Source organism: Aeromonas eucrenophila (assembly GCF_000819865.1).
Lineage (GTDB): Bacteria > Pseudomonadota > Gammaproteobacteria > Enterobacterales > Aeromonadaceae > Aeromonas > Aeromonas eucrenophila.
On sequence record NZ_CDDF01000001.1, the window covers coordinates 238,821 to 259,669 of the forward strand.

Below are 20,849 nucleotides of genomic sequence, written 5' to 3' on the forward strand. Positions count from 1 at the left end.
CCTCATCAGACTTACTTGCTGACGATCTGCAGCGGTACCGGGATGGACTGCTCCACCGGTTGACCCTTGAGCACCTTGTCGGCGGTTTCCACACCGATGGCACCGATCAGAGCCGGCTGCTGGGCCACGGTGGCGGCCAGTTTACCCTTGGCCACGGCGGCCTTGCCATCGTCTGTGCCATCGAAGCCGACGATCATCACGTCCTTGCCGGCCGCCTGCACGGCGCGGATGGCACCGAGCGCCATCTCGTCATTCTGGGCGAACACCGCCTGTACGGTCGGGTGAGCCGCCATCAGGTTCTCCATGACGTTCAGACCCTTGGTGCGGTCAAAGTCGGCGGGCTGGGAGGCCAGCACCTGCAGCTTGTTGGCAGCCACGGCCAGGGCGAAGCCTTCGCCACGGTCACGGGCGGCGGAGGTGCCGGCGATCCCCTCGAGCTGGATCACCTTGGCGCCGCTGCCGAGCTTCTCGGTGATGAAGTCACCGGCCAGCTTGCCACCCGCCACGTTGTCGGAGGCGATATGGGCCTTCACTTCCCCTTGCGCCGCGCCGCGGTCCAGGGTCAGCACCGGGATGTTGGCCTTGTTGGCCAGACGAATGGCGTTGCCCACGGCCTCGGAGTCGGTCGGGTTGATCAGGATGGCGTTGACCTTGCGCACGGTCAGATCTTCGACGTTGGAGAGCTCCTTGGCCGGATCATTCTGGGAGTCCAGCACCACCAGCTCGTAGCCGAGCTCCTTGGCCTTGGCTTCGGCCCCTTCCTTCATGGTGACGAAGAAGGGGTTGTTGAGGGTAGAGACCACCATGGCCAGAGTCTGATCGGCGGCCTGGGCGGTGCCCAGCACGGACATGATGGCGGCGGCGAGCAGGGTATTGAGCTTTTTCATCGTTTCATTCCTTGTGTGTGGCTGGTTTGGGTTGTTATTTATTGCTTTTGTTATCGATCATCACGGCGAGCAAGATCACGCTGGCCTTGGCAATCATCTGGTAATAGGAGGATACGTCGAGCAGGTTCAGGGCATTGTTGAGGAAGCCGATGATGAGTGCCCCGATCAGAGTCCCCATGATGCGGCCCTTGCCCCCCATCAGGCTGGTGCCACCCAGTACCACGGCGGCGATGGCATCGAGCTCATAACCCATGCCGGCGGTCGGCTGGGCCGACGACAGGCGGGAGGTGACGATGAGGCCAGCCAGCGCCGACAGGGCGCCGCACAGGCCGTAGACGGCGAGCTTGACCCGCGCCACGTTGATGCCGGAGAGGCGGGTGGCCGACTCGTTGCCGCCGAGGGCGTAGATGTAACGGCCGAGGCGAGTGTGGTTGAGCATGAACCAGGCCAGCAGGAAGACGATGGCCATCAGCCAGACGGGGGCCGGCAGGCCGAACAGGTAGCCGGTACCGAGCCAGGCGAAGTGATCGGCGCCATCGCTAAAGCCGGTGGAGATGGGGCGCCCCTCGGTGTAGACCATGGTGATGCCGCGCAGGGCCGTCATGGTCACCAGGGTAGCGATGAAGGCCTGCACCTTGCCCTTGGCGATGATGAGCCCGCTGATGCTGCCGAGCAGGGCGCCGGCGCCCAGGGTCAGCGGCACCACCAGTGCGATGGGCAGCTCCATGGCCACCATGGTGGCGGCCAGGGCGCCGCACAGGGCCAGCACCGAGCCTACCGAGAGATCGATGCCACCGGTCAAGATGACCAGGGTCATGCCGACGGCGATGATGGCGTTGACCGAGGTCTGGCGCAGTATGTTGAGCAGGTTGTCGGCGGTGAAGAAATTCGGGCTCAGGAAGGAGACCACGCCGATGAGCACCAGCAAGGCGACCAGGGACTTGTTCTCTATCCACCAGCTCTTGCTCATGATGCCGCGGCTGGGAAGGGTTTGGGTTGTCATTGCTGTGCCTCTTGCTCTGCTTGCCACTGTTTACCCACTGCCGCCGCCATCAGCTTCTCCTGATTGGCGTCCTGGGCCATGAATTCTGCGCTGATGCGCCCTTCGTGCATCACCATGATGCGATCGCTCATGCCGAGCACTTCCGGCATCTCGGAGGAGACCAGGATGATGCTCATCCCCTCCTTCTTGAACTGGTTGATCAGCTGATAAATTTCCTTCTTTGCTCCGACATCGACGCCGCGGGTCGGCTCGTCGAGGATCAACACTTTGGGTCTGGTCAGCAGCCCTTTGGCGATGGCGACCTTCTGCTGGTTGCCGCCGGAGAGCAGCTTGATGAGCTGATCCTGACTCGGGGTCTTGATGTTGAACAGCCGCACGTAGTCGCCGACTGCCTGACGCTCCGCCTTGCCGTCGATCTTGCCCCCCTTGTTGAATTCATTGAGGGCGCACAGGCTCATGTTCTCGCGCACCGAGAGCTCCAGTACCAGACCATCCCCCTTGCGATCCTCGGAGATGTAGGCGATGCCGGCGGCCAGCCCATCGGCGGGGCTGCGTGGCACCATGGCCTTGCCATCGACGTCGACCGTGCCGGCGCTGATAAGGTTGGCGCCGTAGATAAGCTTCATCAGCTCGGTGCGCCCCGAGCCCATCAGGCCGCTGAAACCCAGGATCTCCCCCTGACGCAGGGAGAAGCTCACCCCGCGCACGCCGGGGCCGGCCAGATCTTTCACCTGCAGGCTGACGGGGCCGAGTTCACGGCTAAGGCGCGGGTACTGTTCCTCCAGCCGGCGACCCACCATCATCTCTATGATCTTGTCCTCATCGAGCTCGCTCACGGCCTTCTCGCCTATCCACTTGCCGTCCCGCAGCACCGTGACCCTATCGCAGATCTGGAAGATTTCTTTCAGGCGATGGGAGATGTAGACGATGCCGCAACCCTGCTCACGCAGCTCGCGGATGACCTTGAACAGCTGCTCCGTCTCGGTGTCGGTGAGGGCATCGGTGGGTTCATCCATGATGATGACGCTGGCCTCGAAGGAGAGGGCCTTGGCGATCTCTACCATCTGCTGCTCGCCGATGGAGAGATCCCCGAGCCGGGTGTCAGGCCCGTGCTTGACCCCGAGCCGGGACAGCAGGCCGCTGGCCCGCTCACGCAGTTGGCGGTGATCGATGTTGCCAAAGCGGGTACGGGGCTCACGGCCGAGGAAGATGTTGGCGGCAATGGACAATTCCGGCAGCAGGTTCAGCTCCTGGTGGATGATGCTGATGCCCTGATCCTGGGAATCGCGCGGGCCCTTGAAGTGAACCGGCTGGCCGCGATAGCTGACATTGCCCGCATCGGCCTGATAGATGCCGGTCAGCACCTTCATCAGGGTGGACTTGCCGGCGCCGTTTTCACCGAGCAGGGCCATCACCTGACCCGGGTAGACCCGCAGGCCAGCCTCATCGAGGGCGCGCACGCCGGGGAAGGTCTTGACGATCCCGCTGAGCTCTAAAATGGGCGAGGGGGCCGAGGAGGTTGTGCTCATGGCAGCTTCCTTTAGAGGGACTTAGAACGCCACGCCGGCGCAGAGAATGAGGTTGGCGTAAGGGGTGACCTCGCCGCTGCGAACGACAGCCTTGCTCTGGTGGGTGCGGCTCTTGAACGCCTCGTGGGAGCAGTATTCGATGCTGATGGGCTTGCCCTGATCACGGGCGTGCTCGGCGATTTGATCAAGCAGGGCCTGATGGGCCAGCGGGCTGACGGTCTTGAGCTCGCTCGCCATGATGACCTTCTCCACCACCAGATCGGTGAGCAGGGCGGTCAGCACGGTTGACAGGCCGGGGGTACCTGCCATCAGTGCCAAGTCGATGCGCTCGGGGCCGGCCGGGATGGGCAAGCCGGCATCGCAGACCGTGATCTCGTCGGTGTGGCCCATCTGTGCCAGCACGGCACTCAGGGGGGCATTGAGCAGTACGCCTCGTTTCATACAGCACCTCAGCGGGTTGGTTCCCGCACATGGTTGTTCTACAGGCAACCGGTTACGCAACCGGTTGCGTCTTGAGGCGAAAGATAGGCGCTAACTGTTAAGGGGTCTAGCAACAGATGATGAAAGTGTGAAAACGATCTCAATGCGGGTGAGGCACTAGGGCAGAACGGGTGCCAGAAGAGCACTGGCACCCGATATGGGAAACATCAGAGGGAGAGGGCTTGCTGCACGGCGGGGCGGGCCAGCATCCGGCGGCTGTGCGCCGCCACCTTGGGGAATTCGTCGATGGCGACGCCGTCGCTCGCCAGCCAGCTGGCGACCACGAACAGATAGATGTCGGCCAGGCTGAACTGCTCACCCAGCACCCAGGGGCCGGCGAGGTAGTGGTGCTCTATCTCGGCAAAGCCATCGCGCATGTTTTGCGGCATCTTGGCCTGCATGGCAGCGATGGCCTGTTCGTCGTCGGCCCAGCGACTGGCGCGCCGGCCGTGGGCATGAGAGACGTGCACCGTGGAGGCGAGGAAGCTGTTGACCTCTTGCATGCGGGCCAGCAGGAAGGGATCGTCCATCGGTGCAAGCTGTGCGGCCGGGAAGCGCTGGGCCACATAGAGCAGCAGGGCCGGGGTTTCGGTCAGCACGCCGCGCTCGGTGACGAGAGCCGGCACCCGGCCCTTGGGGTTGATGGCGAGATAGGCGGGGGAGCGCTGCTCACCGGCGGCGAAGTCGACAAGTTTCAGCTGGTGCGGGGCGTCGGCCTCCACCAGGGCGATGCGGACCGCCATGGCGCAGGTGCCGGGGGCGAGATAGAGCGTCAGGTCAGACATGGCAGTTCTCCTTGTGTGCGGGTTATGCAGCGAGTCGGGTTGCGCCTGGCGAGTCACCGGGCGGGCCTTCGGCATCCTACTCCCAAGTGCCGTCCGGGCCAAGGGAGGCTTGTTCGAGTCGCTGCCAAGACCAGGTCAGAGCTTCAAAGTTGTATGGAAAAACTGAACACCTCTCAGTGAAATCAATGGCTTTCTGAACAGAAGATAACAGGAAAAACGGCTACGCATGCCCGGTCAAATCGCTATAATGTGCCACCTTGGATCAGTCGCTTTCGATGTTGGATAGTCAATTGAGTAATAAAATGCGGATCGGTGGAACCCTCGAACAGTCCCTCAGCCAGGGATACCGTCTGGACCTGCAAGGGGTGTTAAAAGAGGGCTGGCAACAGACCCGCCGCACCGGTTTCGGCCTGGCGCTGGCCATCGGCGGTGTCATGGCGATCTGGATCCTGCTGAGCAACCAGCTGTTGGCGCCCTATGTCAGCCAGGAGGGTGACATGGACATGGCGCTGGTGATCAGCCTGCTCATCACTGTCATTATGTCCCCCATGACCTCCTCCCTCGACATGCTGGGATTGCAGCAATCCGTGGGGGTACGGGCCCGTCCGAACCAGGTGTTCGACTTCTTCCGCCACTTCTTGCGTCTGGGTAGCCTGAGCCTGCTCGGCAGCCTCATCACCAGCCTGTTTGGCCCCCTGTTCGAACTGGTGGGCCTGCCGGTGGTGCTGGCCTTCATCCCCTCGGCCCTGGTGGGCATGGGGCTGGTGTTCACAGTGCCGCTGGTGCTGGAGCGCGGCCTGTCGCCCGCCCAGGCCATTCTGGTTTCCCTCAAGTTATTCGCTCGTGGCTGGCCCAGCATAGTGCTGCTGCACGGTGTCATGATGGCGCTGTTCTTCCTGGCCTTGATCCCCATGGGGTTGGGACTTATCTGGGTGGCCCCCCTCTATTTCAACTGCAAGGGGATCCTCTACCGGGACCTGTGCGGGATCGCCGTCGAGGTGACCGAGGTAGGCGACGACAAGCCCGAGGCTGGTCCCGATCATTTCAATGCATGAATCATGCGTGACGCAAAAGGATGGCACATGAAGCGGTTTCGATACGGCGTGGCGGCAAGTTTGCTGATGCTGCCGGCTATGGTGCTGGCGCAGCCCTCCCTTGAGCTGCAATACGGCACCTTCTACAGCCAGATGAAGACCTTTGCCAAGGGCGAGTTTGGTCAGGCCCGGCTGGGGTTTTACCTGACCGATCCGCAAAACGGTCAGCGCTGCACCCTGACCTCGGCGCGGGTGACGACGGATGATCGAGAGGTGGCCGCCGAGGTCACGCCTGACAGCGAGCTGCGCCTGCCCTATGACGACGATCTCAACCTCGACAAGGCCAGCGTGCTGGTCGAACTGGGGGAGCCCCACGAGAGTTGCGATTTGTCGGTGCAGGTGATGGCGGATATGCCCGAGGGTGAGCTCGACGTGAGCGCACTGCAAGCAGGTCAGCAGGATATGCAGAAGCTGCTGGACAAGTTGGCGGGCATGGTCGGCAAATACTTCCTGCCGGGAATGGCCGGGGTGAGAGTCAGTCTGGCGCAGCCGAGCGGTACCGCCTATCTCATCGACGGCGATCGCCAGCAGGTCTTGCCCTGGCAAGAGGGTCAACTGCTGCTCGGCAACGAACAGCTGGCCGATTATGGGGCGGGCAAGCTGCAACTGCAGGGGGAGATCCTGCGCCTCACACCCTGGCTTCACAAGGAGTGAAGCGGCGTTAAGTAGAGCAATGAAAAAGGAGCGCCGGGCGCTCCTTTTTTATGACTGTTTGATCGGGCTAGTGCGGGCTTAGCGCACCTCGATCACGTCCAGCATGTCCATCTCGTCGATGTTGAGCAGGGGCGCGGTGGGCAATTCGGGTGGATCGAACGCCTTGTCGCCGCCATCTATGATGCCGGAGTCACGATTGATACTCTTGAAGTCAAACAGCTTGTGATCGAGCAGGTGACTCGGGATCACGTCCTGAATGGCGGTGAACATGGTCTCGATGCGGCCGGGGAAGCGGCGATCCCAATCCTGCATCATCTGCTTGATGGCCTGGCGCTGCAGGTTCTCCTGGGAGCCGCACAGGTTGCAGGGGATGATGGGGAAGGCCTTGACCTCGGCGTAACGCACCAGGTCTTTTTCCTTGCAGTAGGCCAGCGGGCGGATCACCACGTTCTTGCCATCGTCGCTCACCAGCTTGGGGGGCATGGATTTCAGCTTGCCACCGTAGAACATGTTGAGGAACAGGGTCTCCAGGATGTCGTCGCGGTGATGGCCGAGGGCAATCTTGGTGCAGCCCAGCTCCTGGGCGGTGCGATACAGGATGCCACGGCGCAGGCGGGAGCAGAGGGCGCAGGTGGTCTTGCCTTCCGGTACCTTGTCTTTGACGATGGAGTAGGTGTCTTCCTCGACGATCTTGAAGTCGATGCCGAGGGTGGCCAGGTACTCTGGCAGCACGTGCTCGGGGAAGCCGGGTTGTTTCTGATCCAGGTTGACGGCCACCAGATCGAAATGGATGGGGGCGCTCGCCTTGAGGCTCATCAGGATGTCGAGCATGGCGAAGCTGTCTTTACCGCCAGACAGGCACACCATGATCTTGTCACCCTCTTCAATCATGTTGAAGTCGGCGATGGCCTGACCCACGTTGCGCCGCAGGCGTTTCTGCAGCTTGTTGAAACTGTATTTCTCTTTGGCGTTAAGCTCTTCGTGCATGGCCTCAAACCCGGGACAAAAATAAGCGGCTTATTATAGCCATGTCCCGGGGGAGGGCAAGAAACGCTTATGCCGGATGGCGCCTGTCATCCACCGGGCAGCTGTAATCGTCCGGTTTGAGGATCAGGATGTCGCAGTTGAGCCGATCCACCACGTGTTCGGCCGTGTTGCCGAGCAGGGCGGCGGAGAGGCCGGTGCGGCCGACGCACCCCATGATCATCAGGGTAGCCTTGAGATCGTCCGCCATGTCGGGCAGCACCTCTTCCGGCAGCCCTTCGGCGACCCGGGTCCACATATGGCCGATGCCGAACTGATCGGCGTGCTCGCGCAGCAGATCCTCGTGGTGTTTGCGAATGGCGTCGTTATAGGCGTTGGGATCGAACTCGGGCAGCTCGATGGCCACATTGACCGGGGTACCCGGGTAGGTGTTGACCAGATAGAGGTTGGAGCCGAGCAAGTCGGCGATGGCGGTGCCCTCGCGGGTGATGCGCTCGTTGAGCACCTTCTGCTCCAGATCGTCGCTGGAGCAATTGATGGCGGCGATGATGTTGCCGCCGCGCTGCCAGTGACCCTCCTTGACCAGCAGGACGGGGCAGGGGCACTTGCGCAGCAGGTGCCAGTCGGTCGGGGTGAAGATGAAGGTCTGCAGGAAGGAGTGCTTGTGGGTCGCCTTGACCACCAGATCGTGGCGCTGGGTCAACACTTCCTGGATCACGCACTCGAAGGGTCTATTGTGCCAGAGCACCTTGATCTCGCACTCCAGCCCCCTGGCACGATAGGGCCGCAGGATCTCGTCGAGCCATTCCCGGCGCTGGGATATGACGCCGTGACGCATCTCTTCGCGCTCATCCACCGACAGCATGGCGGTCATCTCGTACGAGAAGTCGTAGATGGTCAGCAGCAGGGTCAGCTGGGCGCCCTCGTCCAGCTCGGCGACCTTGACCGCGCGCTCGAGCGCGATCTGGCGCTCCTCTTCCGGGTTGATCACCACCAGAATGTTTCGGTACTTGACCATGTTCTCCTCCTTGGCAAAAAGCCAATGATGGCAACTCTTTAGCTTTTACAGCTTAGTCCAAGGGGGGGAGCAAGAAGGTGTGCCGGATCAAATTTCGGGACGAACAGATCCGGCTGGAACATGGGTGGTAGAGAAGATCAGCCGCAGGGGGGGCGGGTCGCACCGGCCATGACGCCGAGGGCCACGTGGTCGAGTACTGTGATGTACTTGCCCTTGACGCTGATGAGGCCGGATTTTTGGAAGCGGCCGAGCAGACGGCTGATGGTCTCGACGGTGAGGCCGAGGTAGTTGCCGATGTCACCGCGGGTCATGGAGAGACGGAACTCCTTGGCGGAGAAGCCGCGCTCGGAAAAGCGCACCGACAGATTGTGCAGGAAGGCGGCGAGACGCTCTTCGGCATTCTTCTTGGAGAGCAGCAGGATCATCTCCTGATCCCCCATGATCTCGCTGCTCATCAACCGCATGATCTGTTGACGCAGCTTGGGCATCTTGCCGGAGAGATCGTCGAGCACATCGAACGGGATCTCGCACACCATGGCGGTTTCCAGCGCCTGGGCGAAGGAGGGATGTGCCTGCTTGTGGATGGCGTCGAAGCCGACCAGATCGCCCGCGAGGTGGAAGGCGGTGATCTGCTCGTCACCCTGTTCGGTGATGGTGTATGACTTGATGGTCCCGGAGCGAATGGCATAGAGCGACTTCAGCTCATCGCCGGCCTTGAACAGTTCCTCACCCTTCTGGATCGGCTTCTTGCGCTCGATGATGCTGTCCAGCTGATCGAGCTCGCTGTCGTTCAGCGTGAAGGGAATGCAGAGCTGGCTGATGCTGCAATCCTGGCAATGAATTGCACAGCCACCGCTCTGAATACGTCTGCCAGGTTTCTTGTCCGGGATCATAGGCTCATATGAATAATTGATTTATATCAAACAAGTTTACCATCAACCCACCCGTTTTGGATAGGGTTTCAAAAGGATGCAATTCCAATCCAGAGGGTATGCAGGCCATAAAGGATGAGCAGCAGGGCGCCGCCGAGCCGCAGACTGCGCAGGGTCAGCCAGTAGCGCAAGCGGTCTGCCAAGCCCCCTAAGGCAAACAGAGTCGGCAGGGTCCCCAGGCCAAAGCTCAGCATGATGAGGGCTCCACCGCTGGCGGAGCCCGCCGCCGCACTCCAGGTCAGCATGGAGTAGACCAGACCGCAGGGCAGCCAGCCCCACACCATGCCGAAGGGCAGGGCCTGCAGAGCCGAGCGGAATGGGATGAATCTACCGGCCAGCGGCTTGATATAGGGCCAAAATTTCGCGCCAATGCGCTCCAGTAGCAGAACGCCCTGCCACCAGCCCGCCAGATAGAGGCCAAGGGCTATCATCAGCAGCGCCGCCACCAGTCGTAGGCCGGCGATGGCATGTTTGCCGGCCCCCAGCTCGGCGGTGGTGGCCAACAAGCCCCCCACCAGGGCGCCCGCGATCACATAACTCAGGATCCGGCCAAGGTTGTAGTTGAGCAGGTAACCCAGCCTGCCCCAGAAGTGCTGTTTCTCGGGAGGAATGGCCATGGAGAGGGCCGCCGAGACCCCGCCGCACATGGCGATGCAGTGGCCCGAGCCTGCCAGCCCCACCAGCAGGGCCCCCATCAGATCAAGGCTGCTGATCATCGCGCTGCTTGTCCTGCGGCTTGGTCATGCGCTCTTCCTCGTCGAACAGAATGTTAGAACCCTGGCGGTCGAGATCCTCGAATTGCTCGGAGCGAATGGCCCAGAAGAAGACCACCCCGGCGATGATGACGAACAGGATGGCGATGGGGATAAGGACGAAGATGATGTTCATGGTCTCTACCTTGGCGGTGGTGCCTCTGGCGGCTAAGCCCCATGGTAACCCTGTTCGGGCCCGGGGCCAGCCGCCATCGGTCAGAAATGTGGTCTGCGGCGGGGCAGACCATGAATGCAGCGATGGAAGTCAGCGGTTCAGGCGCATGGAGTTGGTGACGACGATGAGGGAACTCAGGGACATACCCGCCGCCGCCAGATAGGGGGGCAGCCAGCCGCTGGCCGCCAGCGGTAGGACCAGCAGATTGTAGCCGATGGACCAGGCGAAGTTCTCCTTGATGATCTTGCGGGTGCGCAGCGCCAGGGTACGGGCCGTCAGCAGGCGGGAGAGATCGTCCGCCAGCAAGATGGCATCGGCACTGTTCTTGGCCAGATCCGTGCCCCCCGCCATGGCAAAGGAGGCGTGGGCGCCCGCCAGCACGGGGGCGTCATTGATGCCATCCCCCACCATGATGCTGATGTCCCCCGCGGCCTCCCGCGCCTTGAGATAGGCGAGCTTGCCATCGGGGGTCATGCCCTTCACCAGTTCATCCACCCCGAGCTCGCGGGCAACCGCATCGGCTTCGGTAGAGCCATCGCCGGTGAGTATGGTGGTCTTGAGGCCGGCGGCCTGGAAGGCCGCAATCAGTGCCTTGGCATCCGCTCTCACTGTGTCGGCCAGGGTGAAACGGGCCAGCAGCCGGGACTCGTCGGCCAGGTAGATGGCGAGGCCGCTCTCCTGGTTATCCTGCCCCTGATCGCCTGCCAACCCCAGCCAGCGGGCGCTGCCGATCCGGTATTGGGTGCCTGCCACCAGGCCCTGAATGCCGTATCCAATCACGGGGGTGACCTCGCTGGCCGTCAGCAGGGCATCGGTGGAATCCAGGTGTTTGAAGGCGCGGGCGATGGGGTGCTCGGAATGGCTCTCCAGGCTGCGGGCGATGGCGAGACAGTCGGCCTCACTCAGTTCGGCCAGCAGTTGGGTGCTCACCAGGCTGATATTGCCCGTGGTCAGGGTGCCGGTCTTGTCCATCACCACCCGGTTGGCGCGGGTCAGCACGTCCAGCACATGGCCACGGCGCAGCAAGATGCCGTTGCGAGTGAGATTGGCGGTGGCCGAGGTGAGCGCGGTCGGGGTGGCGAGCGACAGGGCACAGGGGCAGGTCGCCACCAGCACCGCCAGGGTGACCCAGAAGGCGCGCTCCGGCTCGTGGAAGTGCCAGAAGGTCCAGACCGCGGCCGCGATGAGGAGCAGCACCAGGATGAAGTGGCGGGAGAGCACATCCGCCAGCTGGGCGATGGCGGGCTTGTCATCGAGGGCGCTGTCTTGCAGCCGCATTATCTGGGCGAGGCGCGACTCCTCGATGGCGTGGCTGACCCGGATCTCCAGCGGCGCATCGGTATTGATTGTGCCGGCATAGACGGGATCTCCCCCTTGCTTGAGCAAGGGCAGCTGTTCGCCAGTCAGCATGGATTCGTCGAGGCTGGCGGTCCCCGCCACTATGATGCCATCGGCGGGCAGGGTGGCACCGGCCAGTACCCGCACCCTGTCGCCGACGCGCAGGGTCTTGGCGGCCACTTCGCACTCGCCATCTTCGTCGATGCGGGTCGCCATGATGGGCACCAGCCGCGCCAGGTTGGAGCTGGATTCGGACGCCTTGCGCCTGGCCCGCAGCTCGAGCAACCGGCCCAGCAACAGGAAGAAGACAAACATGGTGATGGAGTCGTAATAGACCTCACCAGTGTTGAACACCGTGGCCCAGATGGAGGCGGCGAAGGCACCGATCAGCGCCAGCGACACCGACACGTCCATGGAGAGGTGGCCCTGTTTCAGGCTGCGCCAGGCGCCCACGTAAAACGGCTGGGCGGAGTAGATCATGATGGGGGTCGAGAGCAGCAGGCTTATCCACTTGAAGTAGATCATGAACTCCTCTTCGACGCTGATGAAGAGATCCATGTAGAGGGCCACGGCGCACATCATCACCTGCATGGAGCCCAGACCCGCCAACGCCATGCGGAACATGTAGCTGCGCACCTCGCGGGCGTAGAGTGCCTCCTGGCTGTGAGCCTGGAACGGATAGGCGCGATAGCCAATCTTGGCGAAGCCCTTGAGGATGTCGCTCAACGTCAGCGTCGCCGGATCCCACTTGATGCGGGCCCTGTGGGTGGTGGTGTTGACGTTGACATAGTGCAGGCCGGGCAGCTTGGTCAGGTGGCGCTCGATCAGCCAGGCGCAGGCGGCGCAGGTGAGACCTTCCACGCTGAGCTGTATTTCGCGAAGTGTTTGACTGCCAGAACCGGTTTCCACCACGAAATCCTGCTGCACCTCGGCGAGATCGTAGTGGGTGAGGGCGGCGAGCTCGCTGGGTACCAGCTCCCCCTTGATGCCGGGGGCGGTGCGATGTTCGTAATAACTGGCGAGGCCGCATTCGAGAATGGTCTGGGCCACGGCCCGGCAGCCGGGGCAGCACATGGGTTGCACTATGCCCTTGATCTCGAGGGCATAGTCGGCACTGCCATCGGGCACCGACTCACCACAGTGAAAACAGCCGGTCATGGTATTGATGCCTCCTTGAGATGGCGATCCGAAGCGGAGCAAGGGGTTGTCGTGCGTGGGATGAATTAACCGCGGTGAACACTGCCGTCCATGGGGGGTTTATCGCCCCTTGGGATCCAGCTCGATGGGGGCCTTGGTCGGCAGCTGGACCGTCTCTTGCAGGCGCCAGTCGTGGTCGAAGGCATCGACCCTAATGTGCCACTTGCCGGTGAGGGGCTTGTCCAGCATGAGACGATAGACGCCGTTGCCGTCGGCCGTCATCAGGTGCTCGCTGTCATGGCCTGCCAGGGTCGGGTGGAACAGAGAGAGGCGCAGAGCCTGACCGGGGGGGATCTCGCCGGCCAGCGGCTTGAGGGTCAGCTCGCCGTCTTTGACCGCGAGGGCGATGCGGACGCCTAAGGCCTCGGCGCGATCGAACTTGCTGAGATCCTGATTGATCTCCTTGCCCTGTTTGTAATAGTCCTCGGCCACCAGGTTGACACCGTCCTTGCTGGCGATGATGGCGGTGGCGATGCTCGCGACCACGGCGGCGCAGGGGAGGGCGATGATGAACCAGGGCCAGAATTGGCGATACCAGGGTTGGGTCATAGTGCTACCGAAACCTATGATTAACAAAATGGAGGGGTTTTAGCCAACACAAGATAACAAAAAGCCTCGAAGAGTCGAGGCTTTTTGCTGCGTAATCACGTGCTTATCACATGTTACTGCTTATTTTGCTCGCTGTTGTGGGACAAGCTGTAGACGTAGGATGCCAGCAGCTGGACCTTGTCTTCACCCAGAATATCCTTCCAGGCGGGCATGACCCCGTGACGACCGTGGGTGATGGTCTGCTCGACCACCTGACGGGAGCCACCGTACAACCAGGTGTTGTTGGTTAAGTCAGGGGCGCCGAAGGCGGTGCCGCCCTTGGCATCCGGGCCGTGACAGGCGGCGCACATGGCGAAACGCGCCTCACCCTTCTTGGCTTCCACCAGATCGACCTTGCGACCGGACAGGCTCAGCACATAGGAGGCCACTTCCTTCACGCCGTCCTGACCCAGGATCTCGCCCCAGGCCGCCATGACCCCTTGCCGACCGCCCATGATGGTGGTCTTGATCTGGTCTGGCTGACCGCCCCATTGCCATTCGCTGTCGGTCAGGTTCGGGAAGCCGCGCCCGCCACGGGCATCTGAGCCGTGGCACTGGGAGCAGTTCTGCAGGAACAGACGCTGACCCACCTTGCGGGCTTCCGGATCGGCGGCGATCTCCTCGATGGCGCGATAGGTCTTGCCATCAGCCTGATAGGCCAGCTCGCGGAACTTGGCGCCGTAGACGGCATCGGCCTTGGCGAGCTCGCGATCATACTCGACCGCGCGCCCTTCCGCCTTGGCGGAGGCCGCCGCAGCCTTGGACTCTTCCAGGGAGCGAATGTCCTGGTTGGAGCTCTGCCAGCCCAGCAGTCCCTTGAAGTTGCCAAGACCCGGGAAGGCCAGCAGGTAGATGAGCCCGGTCACGATGAAGAAGAGGAACATGTAGGACCACCACTTCGGCAACGGGTTGTTGATCTCCTCGATGCCGTCGAAGGTGTGCCCCATGGGTTGACCTTCTTCGGTGCCCATCTTGTCCTTCATGCACCACATCAGCAGCAAGAAGCAGCCGATGATGGTGCCCAGACTTATGACGGTCACAAAAATGCTAAACAAAGTGCTCATTATTGCTTCGCTCCTGCGTTCTTGTTATCAGCACTGGGTTGCTCGTCGTCGGCAAAAACCAGGTTGGCAGCCTCGTCGAAAGAGGCCTTGCGGCGCTTGCTGTAAGCCCAGACGATGATGGCGATCATGATGATCATCAACAGCAGGGTATACAGGCCGCGAAATGTGCCGTAATCCATATCCCGACTCCTTATTTCAGGGCATGACCCAGTGATTGCAGATAGGCCACCAGGGCATCCAGCTCGGTCTTGCCCTTGACGGCTTCGCTCGCACCTGCGACGTCGGCATCGGTATAAGGCACGCCGAAGTTGTCGCGGAACAGCGCCAGCTTCTTGCCGGTCAGCTCGCCGGTCAGGACGTTGCGCTCAAGCCAGGGGTAGCCCGGCATGTTGGACTCGGGGACCACGTCGCGCGGGTTGATCAGGTGAGCGCGGTGCCAGTCGTCGGAGTAACGACCGCCGACCCGGGCCAGATCCGGACCGGTACGCTTGGAGCCCCACAGGAAGGGGTGCTCCCACACGCTTTCGCCGGCGACCGAGTAGTGGCCGTAACGCTCGGTCTCGGCGCGGAACGGACGGATCATCTGGCTGTGGCAGTTGGTGCAGCCTTCGCGGATGAAGATATCGCGGCCTTCCATCTGCAGTGCGGTGTAGGGTTTGAGGCCCTCCACCGGCTCAGTGGTCTGTTTCTGGAAGAACAGCGGGGTGATCTCGACCAGGCCCCCCAGGCTGATGGCAAAGATGATGCCGACCACCAGCATGGGGACGCTTTTTTCGAAGATCTCGTGACGGTTATTGTTGCTCATGCTTGGACCTCTTCAATCATGCGGGCTGGGCGACGGGTTCCAGGGAACCCTTGGGCGCAGTGATGGTGCGATAGGCGTTATAGGCCATCAGCAACATACCGGTGACGAAGAAACAGCCACCCAGGAAGCGCACGAAGTAGAAGGGATAAGAAGCCTGCAGCGCTTCCACGAAGCTGTAGGTCAGGGTGCCGTCGTCGTTGACCGCGCGCCACATCAGACCCTGCATCACACCGGAAATCCACATGGAGACGATGTAGAGCACGGTGCCCACGGTCGCCAGCCAGAAGTGAATGTTGATGAGACGGATGCTGTACATGCGGCCCTGCTCGAACAGGTTCGGGATCAGGTGATACACGGCGCCGATGGATACCATGGCAACCCAGCCCAGGGCACCGGAGTGGACGTGACCTACGGTCCAGTCGGTGTAGTGGGAGAGGGCGTTGACCGTCTTGATCGCCATCATGGGACCTTCGAAGGTGGACATGCCGTAGAACGACAGGGACACGATCAGGAAGCGCAGGATGGGGTCATAGCGCAGTTTGTGCCAGGCGCCGGACAGGGTCATGATGCCGTTGATCATGCCGCCCCAGGAGGGAACGAACAGGATGAGGGACATCACCATACCCAGGGACTGGGCCCAGTCTGGCAAGGCGGTGTAGTGCAGGTGGTGCGGACCGGCCCAGATGTAGAGGGAGATCAGCGCCCAGAAGTGGACGATGGAGAGACGGTAGGAGTAAACCGGACGTCCCGCCTGCTTGGGCACGAAGTAGTACATCATGCCAAGGAAGCCGGCGGTCAGCAGGAAGCCTACCGCGTTGTGGCCATACCACCACTGCACCATGGCATCCATGGCACCGGAATACATGGAGTAGGACTTCATGCCCGACAGCGGCACTTCCATGTTATTGACGATGTGCAGCACGGCGACCGTGATGATGAAGGCGCCAAAGAACCAGTTCGCCACATAGATGTGGGAGGTGGTGCGCTTGACCAGGGTACCGAAGAAGACCACGGCGTAAGCGACCCAGACCACTGTGATGGCGATGTCGATGGGCCACTCCAGCTCGGCGTACTCCTTGGCGGAGGTGAATCCCATCGGCAGCGAGATGGCGGCAGAGAGGATGATGGCTTGCCAGCCCCAGAACACGAAGGAGGCGAGTTTGCCGCCAAACAGTCGAGTCTGGCAGGTGCGTTGCACCACGTAGAAGGAGGTCGCCATCAGGGCGCTGCAACCAAAGGCGAAGATGACCGCGTTGGTGTGCAGGGGACGTAGGCGGCTGTAAGTCAGCCAGGGGGTGTCGAAGTTAAGGGCAGGCCAGATCAACTGGGCTGCAATCAGTACACCTACCGACATGCCGACAATTCCCCAGACGATCGTCATAACGGTGAACTGGCGCACAACGGTGTAGTTGTACTCAGGATGGTTTGTTGTATGGCTCATCGTTGTTTTCCGCTTCCGATGCTGTTGTTTGTTTTTTGTCCGGTGACCTGGACCATTTTCACCCCATATTTGCGAAATTCTCTCGTTAACATCTGTTAATAAAAGGAAAAGCAAAAGGTGGTTAAATGAAAATTCATTGAGAATGATACTGAACTGACCGGTAAAATAACAGTACAAACAGTGATATATTTGGCTCCGGCGGGTCCCGTGCTTGTCAGTTTTTACCTTGCGCGAGATCACGAAAATGGCATTTTTTAAGTACCTTACAGGGCTGTTTTTTCATGAAAGAGAGACTCACTTCACGCAAAATCGGACACTTGGCGATAGTTTTGGCAATTTTGCTCTCCCTGGTGGCCTATCGGACCTGGTTTTCGGGCCCGCAAACGACGGTCGCCGCGGGAACAAATGATCAGATCTGTGATCTGTCCCACAGCCCGTGCCCCCTGCAAGTCGGCGACAAGCCGCTGACGGCCGGCGTCGAGACGCTACCGGTCAAGGCTGAACATGACTTTGTTTTGCGTCTTCAGGGCGGAGATGCCGCCATCACCCCGGTCAACGCCTGGCTGGAAGGCAAGGAGATGTTCATGGGGCGGATCCCGGTGCAATTTGAGGCCCGCGACGGCGGCTGGCAGGGGACGGCGCAGGTCGGCTCCTGCACCTCGGCGACCATGACCTGGCTGCTCAACATCGAGTGGAGCAATGGCCAGCGCCAGCAGTTGGCGCTCTCCGTCTCCCGTTAAATCTGCACATTATTTGGCGCCAGGCGGGGGGAGTAAGTGAAATTTGATTTGAATTTTTCAGGCAGGACGGTACCTTGCTGTGATTATCAAGGAGTGAAGTTCATTTAATCATGATTGAAAAACAAGCATTTTATCGCACTCTCAACCAGCAGGCCCAGGCGCTGCTGGAAGGGGAGCCGGACCTTATCGCCACCCTGGCGAACCTCTCTGCCTTGCTCAATCAGGAGCTGACCGACATCAACTGGGTCGGCTTTTACCTGCTGCAAGGGGACACCCTGGTGCTGGGCCCTTTCCAGGGCAAGCCGGCCTGCGTGCGCATTCCGGTGGGCCGCGGGGTCTGTGGCACGGCGGTGGCCGAGGGCAAGACCCAACTGGTGGACGACGTGCATCAGTTCGTGGGTCACATCGCCTGTGACGGTGCCAGCAACTCGGAAATCGTGATCCCGGTGCGCCGGGGTGGCGAGATCATCGGGGTGCTGGATATTGATAGTCCGATTTTTAACCGTTTCGACGCCGAGGACCGCGTTGGTCTGGAAGAAACGGTGCAAATTTTGGAAAGCATGCTCTAAGTCATTGCTAGATGGTTCGCAAAAGGCCCCAAGCTCTCTATAATAGGGCCTTTGTTGTGTTCGGGGTTGCCCCGTACGTCTATATGAAAGCCAAGGTTATACATGGAAAACACTGAAAAGCTGAAGAACAGTAAAGAGATCGTTGCCTACCTGGTCGAGAAATTCCCGGCCTGCTTCATCGCTGAAGGAGAGGCCAAGCCACTCAAGATTGGCATCTTCCAGGATCTGGCCGCGCGTCTTGCTGACGACGAGAGAGTCTCCAAGACCATGCTGCGCTCTGCTCTGCGTCAATACACCTCCAGCTGGCGTTACCTGCATGGCCTCAAGGCTGGCCAGGCCCGTGTCGACCTGGACGGCAATCCGGGTGAAGTGCTGACCGAAGAGCACATCGAACATGCCAAGCAGGCGCTCAAAGAGAGCAAAGAACGTGTCTTTGCCAGCCGCCGCACCAATACCAAGGAAAAGGAAGACAAGCCAAAGCAGCCGCGCCGTCCCGCGCCGCGCAAGGCCGATGCCGCCCGCTCCGACAAGCCTAAAGCCGCTCCCAAGGCTGCCCCCGTTGCCGAAGCCCCGCTGGTGAAAGTCGATGCCGCTACGCTGAAAGTGGATCAGGGTGTGCGCGTGGTGCTCGGCAAGTCTCCTGTGCCTGCGACCATCAAGGAAGTGACCAAGGATGACGTACAGGTTCAATTGCAGACCGGCATGATGTTGCGGGTCAAGTTCGAGCATCTGGTTCTCTAAGGAGACAAATGTTGAAGCATGGCGTAATTCGTTTTTCCCTCGTTGCCTGTAGCCTGGCGCTCGCCGGGCTTGCACAGGCCATCGAGCCGGTGCTCAAGGAAAGTGATTTGCCTGTGTTGGCTCAAGAGAGCCAACATGCTACGGCCAGCAAGCGAATTGCCAATCTGTTTACCCGCTCTCATTACAAACAGTTCAAGCTGGATGATGCCTTTTCCTCCGTGATCTTCGACAAGTATCTGGAGAATCTGGACTACAGCCGCAACCTGTTTTTGGCCTCTGACATCAGCCGTTTTGAAAAATACCGTACCGGTTTTGACACCGACCTCGAAAGAGGGCGGCTGGCGCCGGCCTACGAGATGTTCAACCTGAGTCAGCAGCGGCGTTACGAGCGGTTCGAATACGCCCTTAAACTGCTCGACACTCCCTTCGATTTCACCCAGAAAGATAACTACATCTTCGATCGGGAAGGGGCTGCCTGGCCCAAGGACGAGGGCGAGCTCAACGAGCTGTGGCGCCAGCGGGTCAAGTTCGATGCCCTGAGCCTCAAGCTCAGCGGCAAGGAGTGGCCCGAGATCAAGGAGCTGCTTGGCAAGCGTTACAACAACGCCATCAAGCGGATGTCCCAGACCGAGAGCGAGGATGTGTTCCAGCTCTTCATGAACTCCTTCGCCCGTGCCATCGAACCGCACACCAGCTATCTGTCGCCGCGCAGTGCCGATCGCTTCAACACCGAGATGAACCTCTCGCTGGAAGGGATAGGCGCCGTGTTGCAGGCGGAGGATGACTTCACCGTCATTCGCTCCCTGGTGCCCGGTGGCCCGGCCGCCAAGTCCAATCACCTCAAACCCGATGACAAGATCACCGGGGTAGGGCAGGACGACGGCAAGATTGTCGATGTCATCGGCTGGCGTCTGGATGACGTGGTCGAACTCATCAAGGGTCCCAAGGGCAGCAAGGTGAAGCTGGAGATCCAGCGCGGCAAGGGCGCCAGCGCCAAGACCGAACTCATCGAGCTGACCCGTGACAAGGTGCGTCTGGAAGACAGGGCCGCCAAGTCCAAGGTGATTAACGCGGAAGGCAAGAAGATAGGGGTACTCGAGATCCCGAGCTTCTACGTCAACCTGCACGACGATGCCATCAAGGAGCTCTCCAGCCTCAACAAGCAGAAGATCGATGGCCTCATCGTCGATCTGCGCGGCAACGGCGGCGGTGCTTTGACCGAAGCCTCGGCCCTGAGCGGTCTGTTCTTCGCCAGCGGTCCCGTGGTGCAAATCCGTGATCACATGGGCCGTATCACGGTCAATGGCGACGACGATGGCAACGTCTACTACGGCGGCCCCATGTCGGTGATGATCGACAGATACAGCGCCTCGGCCTCCGAGATCTTCGCCGCCGCCATGCAAGACTACGGCCGCGCCCTGATCCTCGGTGAGAACTCGTTCGGCAAGGGCACGGTGCAGCAGCATCGCAGCCTCGCCAAGGTGTACGACTTCTACGAGCAGCCGCTGGGTAGCGTGCAGTACACCATCGCCAAGTTCTACCGGATCAACGGTGGCAGCACCCAGAACAAGGGCGTGGCACCGGACATCGGTTTCCCCACGGCCGCCTCGTCGGAAGAGACCGGGGAGAGCCAGGAGTTCAACGCGCTGCCCTGGGATCAGATCGCCTCGGCCAGCTACGGCAAACTCGGGGACTTCAGCAGCCTGTTGCCCAAGCTGAAGGCCGATCACGAGGCGCGGATCAACAAGGATCCGGAATTTGCCTACGTGATGCAGGACATCAAGGAGTATCAGGCGGACAAGGACAAGAAGTCCGTCTCCCTGAACGAAGCCGAGCGGTTGGCCGAACAGGCCAAGCAGGACGAGAAGGCGCTGGCGCGAGCCAATGAGCGACTGACCCGTCTTGGCAAACCGACGGTGAAGAGCCTGGATGCCTTGCCGACCGATTTTGAGGCACCGGACGAGTATCAGGTTGAGGCCGCCAACATCACGGCGGATCTCGCCAGCCTGAGCAAGAAAAGCTGACATATCACAGACATCTGTGTTGAAAAGGGCGACTTCGGTCGCCCTTTCT

General features: G+C 60.9%; 22 protein-coding genes. 6 read left to right on the forward strand and 16 right to left on the reverse strand.

The features are described 5' to 3' along the window. Nucleotides 1–11 precede the first annotated feature (11 nt). From rbsB to BN1124_RS00950, 5 genes are all read right to left on the reverse strand, one after another. Nucleotides 12–887: a ribose ABC transporter substrate-binding protein RbsB gene (gene rbsB, locus BN1124_RS00930; protein WP_042638237.1), complete on the reverse strand. Its 876-nt coding sequence runs from the start codon at nt 885–887 to the stop codon at nt 12–14. Nucleotides 888–921: 34 nt separating this feature from the next. Further along, entirely contained in the window at nt 922–1,890 is a 969-nt protein-coding gene (gene rbsC, locus BN1124_RS00935) for a ribose ABC transporter permease (protein WP_042638238.1), read from the reverse strand. Then, nucleotides 1,887–3,419 carry a ribose ABC transporter ATP-binding protein RbsA gene (gene rbsA / locus BN1124_RS00940; RefSeq protein ID WP_042638239.1) on the reverse strand — a complete coding sequence of 511 codons (1,533 nt, stop codon included), beginning with the start codon at nt 3,417–3,419 and terminating at the stop codon, nt 1,887–1,889. Before rbsA ends, rbsC begins: the two co-directional genes overlap by 4 nt. Nucleotides 3,420–3,440: 21 nt before the next feature. Beyond that, nucleotides 3,441–3,860: a D-ribose pyranase gene (gene rbsD, locus BN1124_RS00945; protein ID WP_042638241.1), complete on the reverse strand. Its 420-nt coding sequence runs from the start codon at nt 3,858–3,860 to the stop codon at nt 3,441–3,443. A gap of 206 nt (nt 3,861–4,066) precedes the next feature. Then, entirely contained in the window at nt 4,067–4,684 is a 618-nt protein-coding gene (locus BN1124_RS00950; RefSeq protein ID WP_042638242.1) for a glutathione S-transferase family protein, read from the reverse strand. A gap of 302 nt (nt 4,685–4,986) precedes the next feature. Here BN1124_RS00950 and BN1124_RS00955 point away from each other — a divergent pair, with 302 nt between their 5' ends. Next, complete coding sequence (locus tag BN1124_RS00955; protein ID WP_042638243.1) at nt 4,987–5,739, forward strand: DUF2189 domain-containing protein; 753 nt, start codon at nt 4,987–4,989, stop codon at nt 5,737–5,739. A gap of 27 nt (nt 5,740–5,766) precedes the next feature. After that, nucleotides 5,767–6,432, forward strand: a complete 666-nt coding sequence (locus BN1124_RS00960) for a DUF2987 domain-containing protein (protein ID WP_042638244.1) — start codon at nt 5,767–5,769, stop codon at nt 6,430–6,432. A gap of 78 nt (nt 6,433–6,510) precedes the next feature. On the opposite strand, the gene ttcA is transcribed toward BN1124_RS00960, so the two are convergent. The 11 genes from ttcA to ccoN all read right to left on the reverse strand — a co-directional run bounded on the left by ttcA (nt 6,511) and on the right by ccoN (nt 16,726). Next, nucleotides 6,511–7,419, reverse strand: a complete 909-nt coding sequence (gene ttcA, locus BN1124_RS00965; protein ID WP_042638246.1) for a tRNA 2-thiocytidine(32) synthetase TtcA — start codon at nt 7,417–7,419, stop codon at nt 6,511–6,513. A gap of 67 nt (nt 7,420–7,486) precedes the next feature. After that, entirely contained in the window at nt 7,487–8,434 is a 948-nt protein-coding gene (gene uspE, locus BN1124_RS00970; RefSeq protein WP_042638248.1) for a universal stress protein UspE, read from the reverse strand. A gap of 137 nt (nt 8,435–8,571) precedes the next feature. After that, nucleotides 8,572–9,327 (reverse strand): FNR family transcription factor, encoded by a 756-nt coding sequence (locus BN1124_RS00975; RefSeq protein WP_042638250.1) that lies wholly within the window; start codon nt 9,325–9,327, stop codon nt 8,572–8,574. A gap of 68 nt (nt 9,328–9,395) precedes the next feature. Next, nucleotides 9,396–10,082: a sulfite exporter TauE/SafE family protein gene (locus BN1124_RS00980; protein WP_042638252.1), complete on the reverse strand. Its 687-nt coding sequence runs from the start codon at nt 10,080–10,082 to the stop codon at nt 9,396–9,398. Then, the gene (gene ccoS / locus BN1124_RS00985) at nt 10,066–10,254 is read right to left on the reverse strand and encodes a cbb3-type cytochrome oxidase assembly protein CcoS (RefSeq protein ID WP_042638254.1); all 189 of its coding nucleotides are present in this window, start codon (nt 10,252–10,254) and stop codon (nt 10,066–10,068) included. Before ccoS ends, BN1124_RS00980 begins: the two co-directional genes overlap by 17 nt. 129 nt (nt 10,255–10,383) lie before the next feature. After that, the gene (locus BN1124_RS00990) at nt 10,384–12,789 is read right to left on the reverse strand and encodes a heavy metal translocating P-type ATPase (RefSeq protein ID WP_042638256.1); all 2,406 of its coding nucleotides are present in this window, start codon (nt 12,787–12,789) and stop codon (nt 10,384–10,386) included. 99 nt (nt 12,790–12,888) lie between these two features. Further along, entirely contained in the window at nt 12,889–13,377 is a 489-nt protein-coding gene (locus tag BN1124_RS00995; RefSeq protein WP_042638258.1) for a FixH family protein, read from the reverse strand. A 113-nt stretch (nt 13,378–13,490) separates the two neighbouring features. After that, nucleotides 13,491–14,480, reverse strand: a complete 990-nt coding sequence (ccoP, locus tag BN1124_RS01000) for a cytochrome-c oxidase, cbb3-type subunit III (protein WP_042638260.1) — start codon at nt 14,478–14,480, stop codon at nt 13,491–13,493. Beyond that, nucleotides 14,480–14,659, reverse strand: coding sequence for a cbb3-type cytochrome oxidase subunit 3 (locus BN1124_RS01005; RefSeq protein ID WP_033131822.1), 180 nt, complete (start codon nt 14,657–14,659; stop codon nt 14,480–14,482). The genes ccoP and BN1124_RS01005 overlap by 1 nt, the downstream gene beginning before the upstream one ends. Nucleotides 14,660–14,670: 11 nt before the next feature. Then, a complete protein-coding gene (gene ccoO / locus BN1124_RS01010) occupies nt 14,671–15,285 on the reverse strand; it encodes a cytochrome-c oxidase, cbb3-type subunit II (protein WP_042638264.1) in 615 nt (204 codons plus the stop codon). A 16-nt stretch (nt 15,286–15,301) separates the two neighbouring features. After that, complete coding sequence (gene ccoN / locus BN1124_RS01015; RefSeq protein WP_033131820.1) at nt 15,302–16,726, reverse strand: cytochrome-c oxidase, cbb3-type subunit I; 1,425 nt, start codon at nt 16,724–16,726, stop codon at nt 15,302–15,304. A gap of 281 nt (nt 16,727–17,007) precedes the next feature. Here ccoN and BN1124_RS01020 point away from each other — a divergent pair, with 281 nt between their 5' ends. From BN1124_RS01020 to prc, 4 genes are all read left to right on the forward strand, one after another. Continuing rightward, nucleotides 17,008–17,466: a hypothetical protein gene (locus tag BN1124_RS01020; RefSeq protein ID WP_042638266.1), complete on the forward strand. Its 459-nt coding sequence runs from the start codon at nt 17,008–17,010 to the stop codon at nt 17,464–17,466. 110 nt (nt 17,467–17,576) lie between these two features. Next, nucleotides 17,577–18,035, forward strand: coding sequence for a GAF domain-containing protein (locus BN1124_RS01025; RefSeq protein WP_042638267.1), 459 nt, complete (start codon nt 17,577–17,579; stop codon nt 18,033–18,035). A gap of 102 nt (nt 18,036–18,137) precedes the next feature. Then, a complete protein-coding gene (gene proQ, locus BN1124_RS01030; RefSeq protein ID WP_033131817.1) occupies nt 18,138–18,776 on the forward strand; it encodes an RNA chaperone ProQ in 639 nt (212 codons plus the stop codon). A gap of 8 nt (nt 18,777–18,784) precedes the next feature. Continuing rightward, nucleotides 18,785–20,800, forward strand: a complete 2,016-nt coding sequence (gene prc / locus BN1124_RS01035; protein WP_042638270.1) for a carboxy terminal-processing peptidase — start codon at nt 18,785–18,787, stop codon at nt 20,798–20,800. The last annotated feature ends 49 nt before the right edge of the window (nt 20,801–20,849 follow it).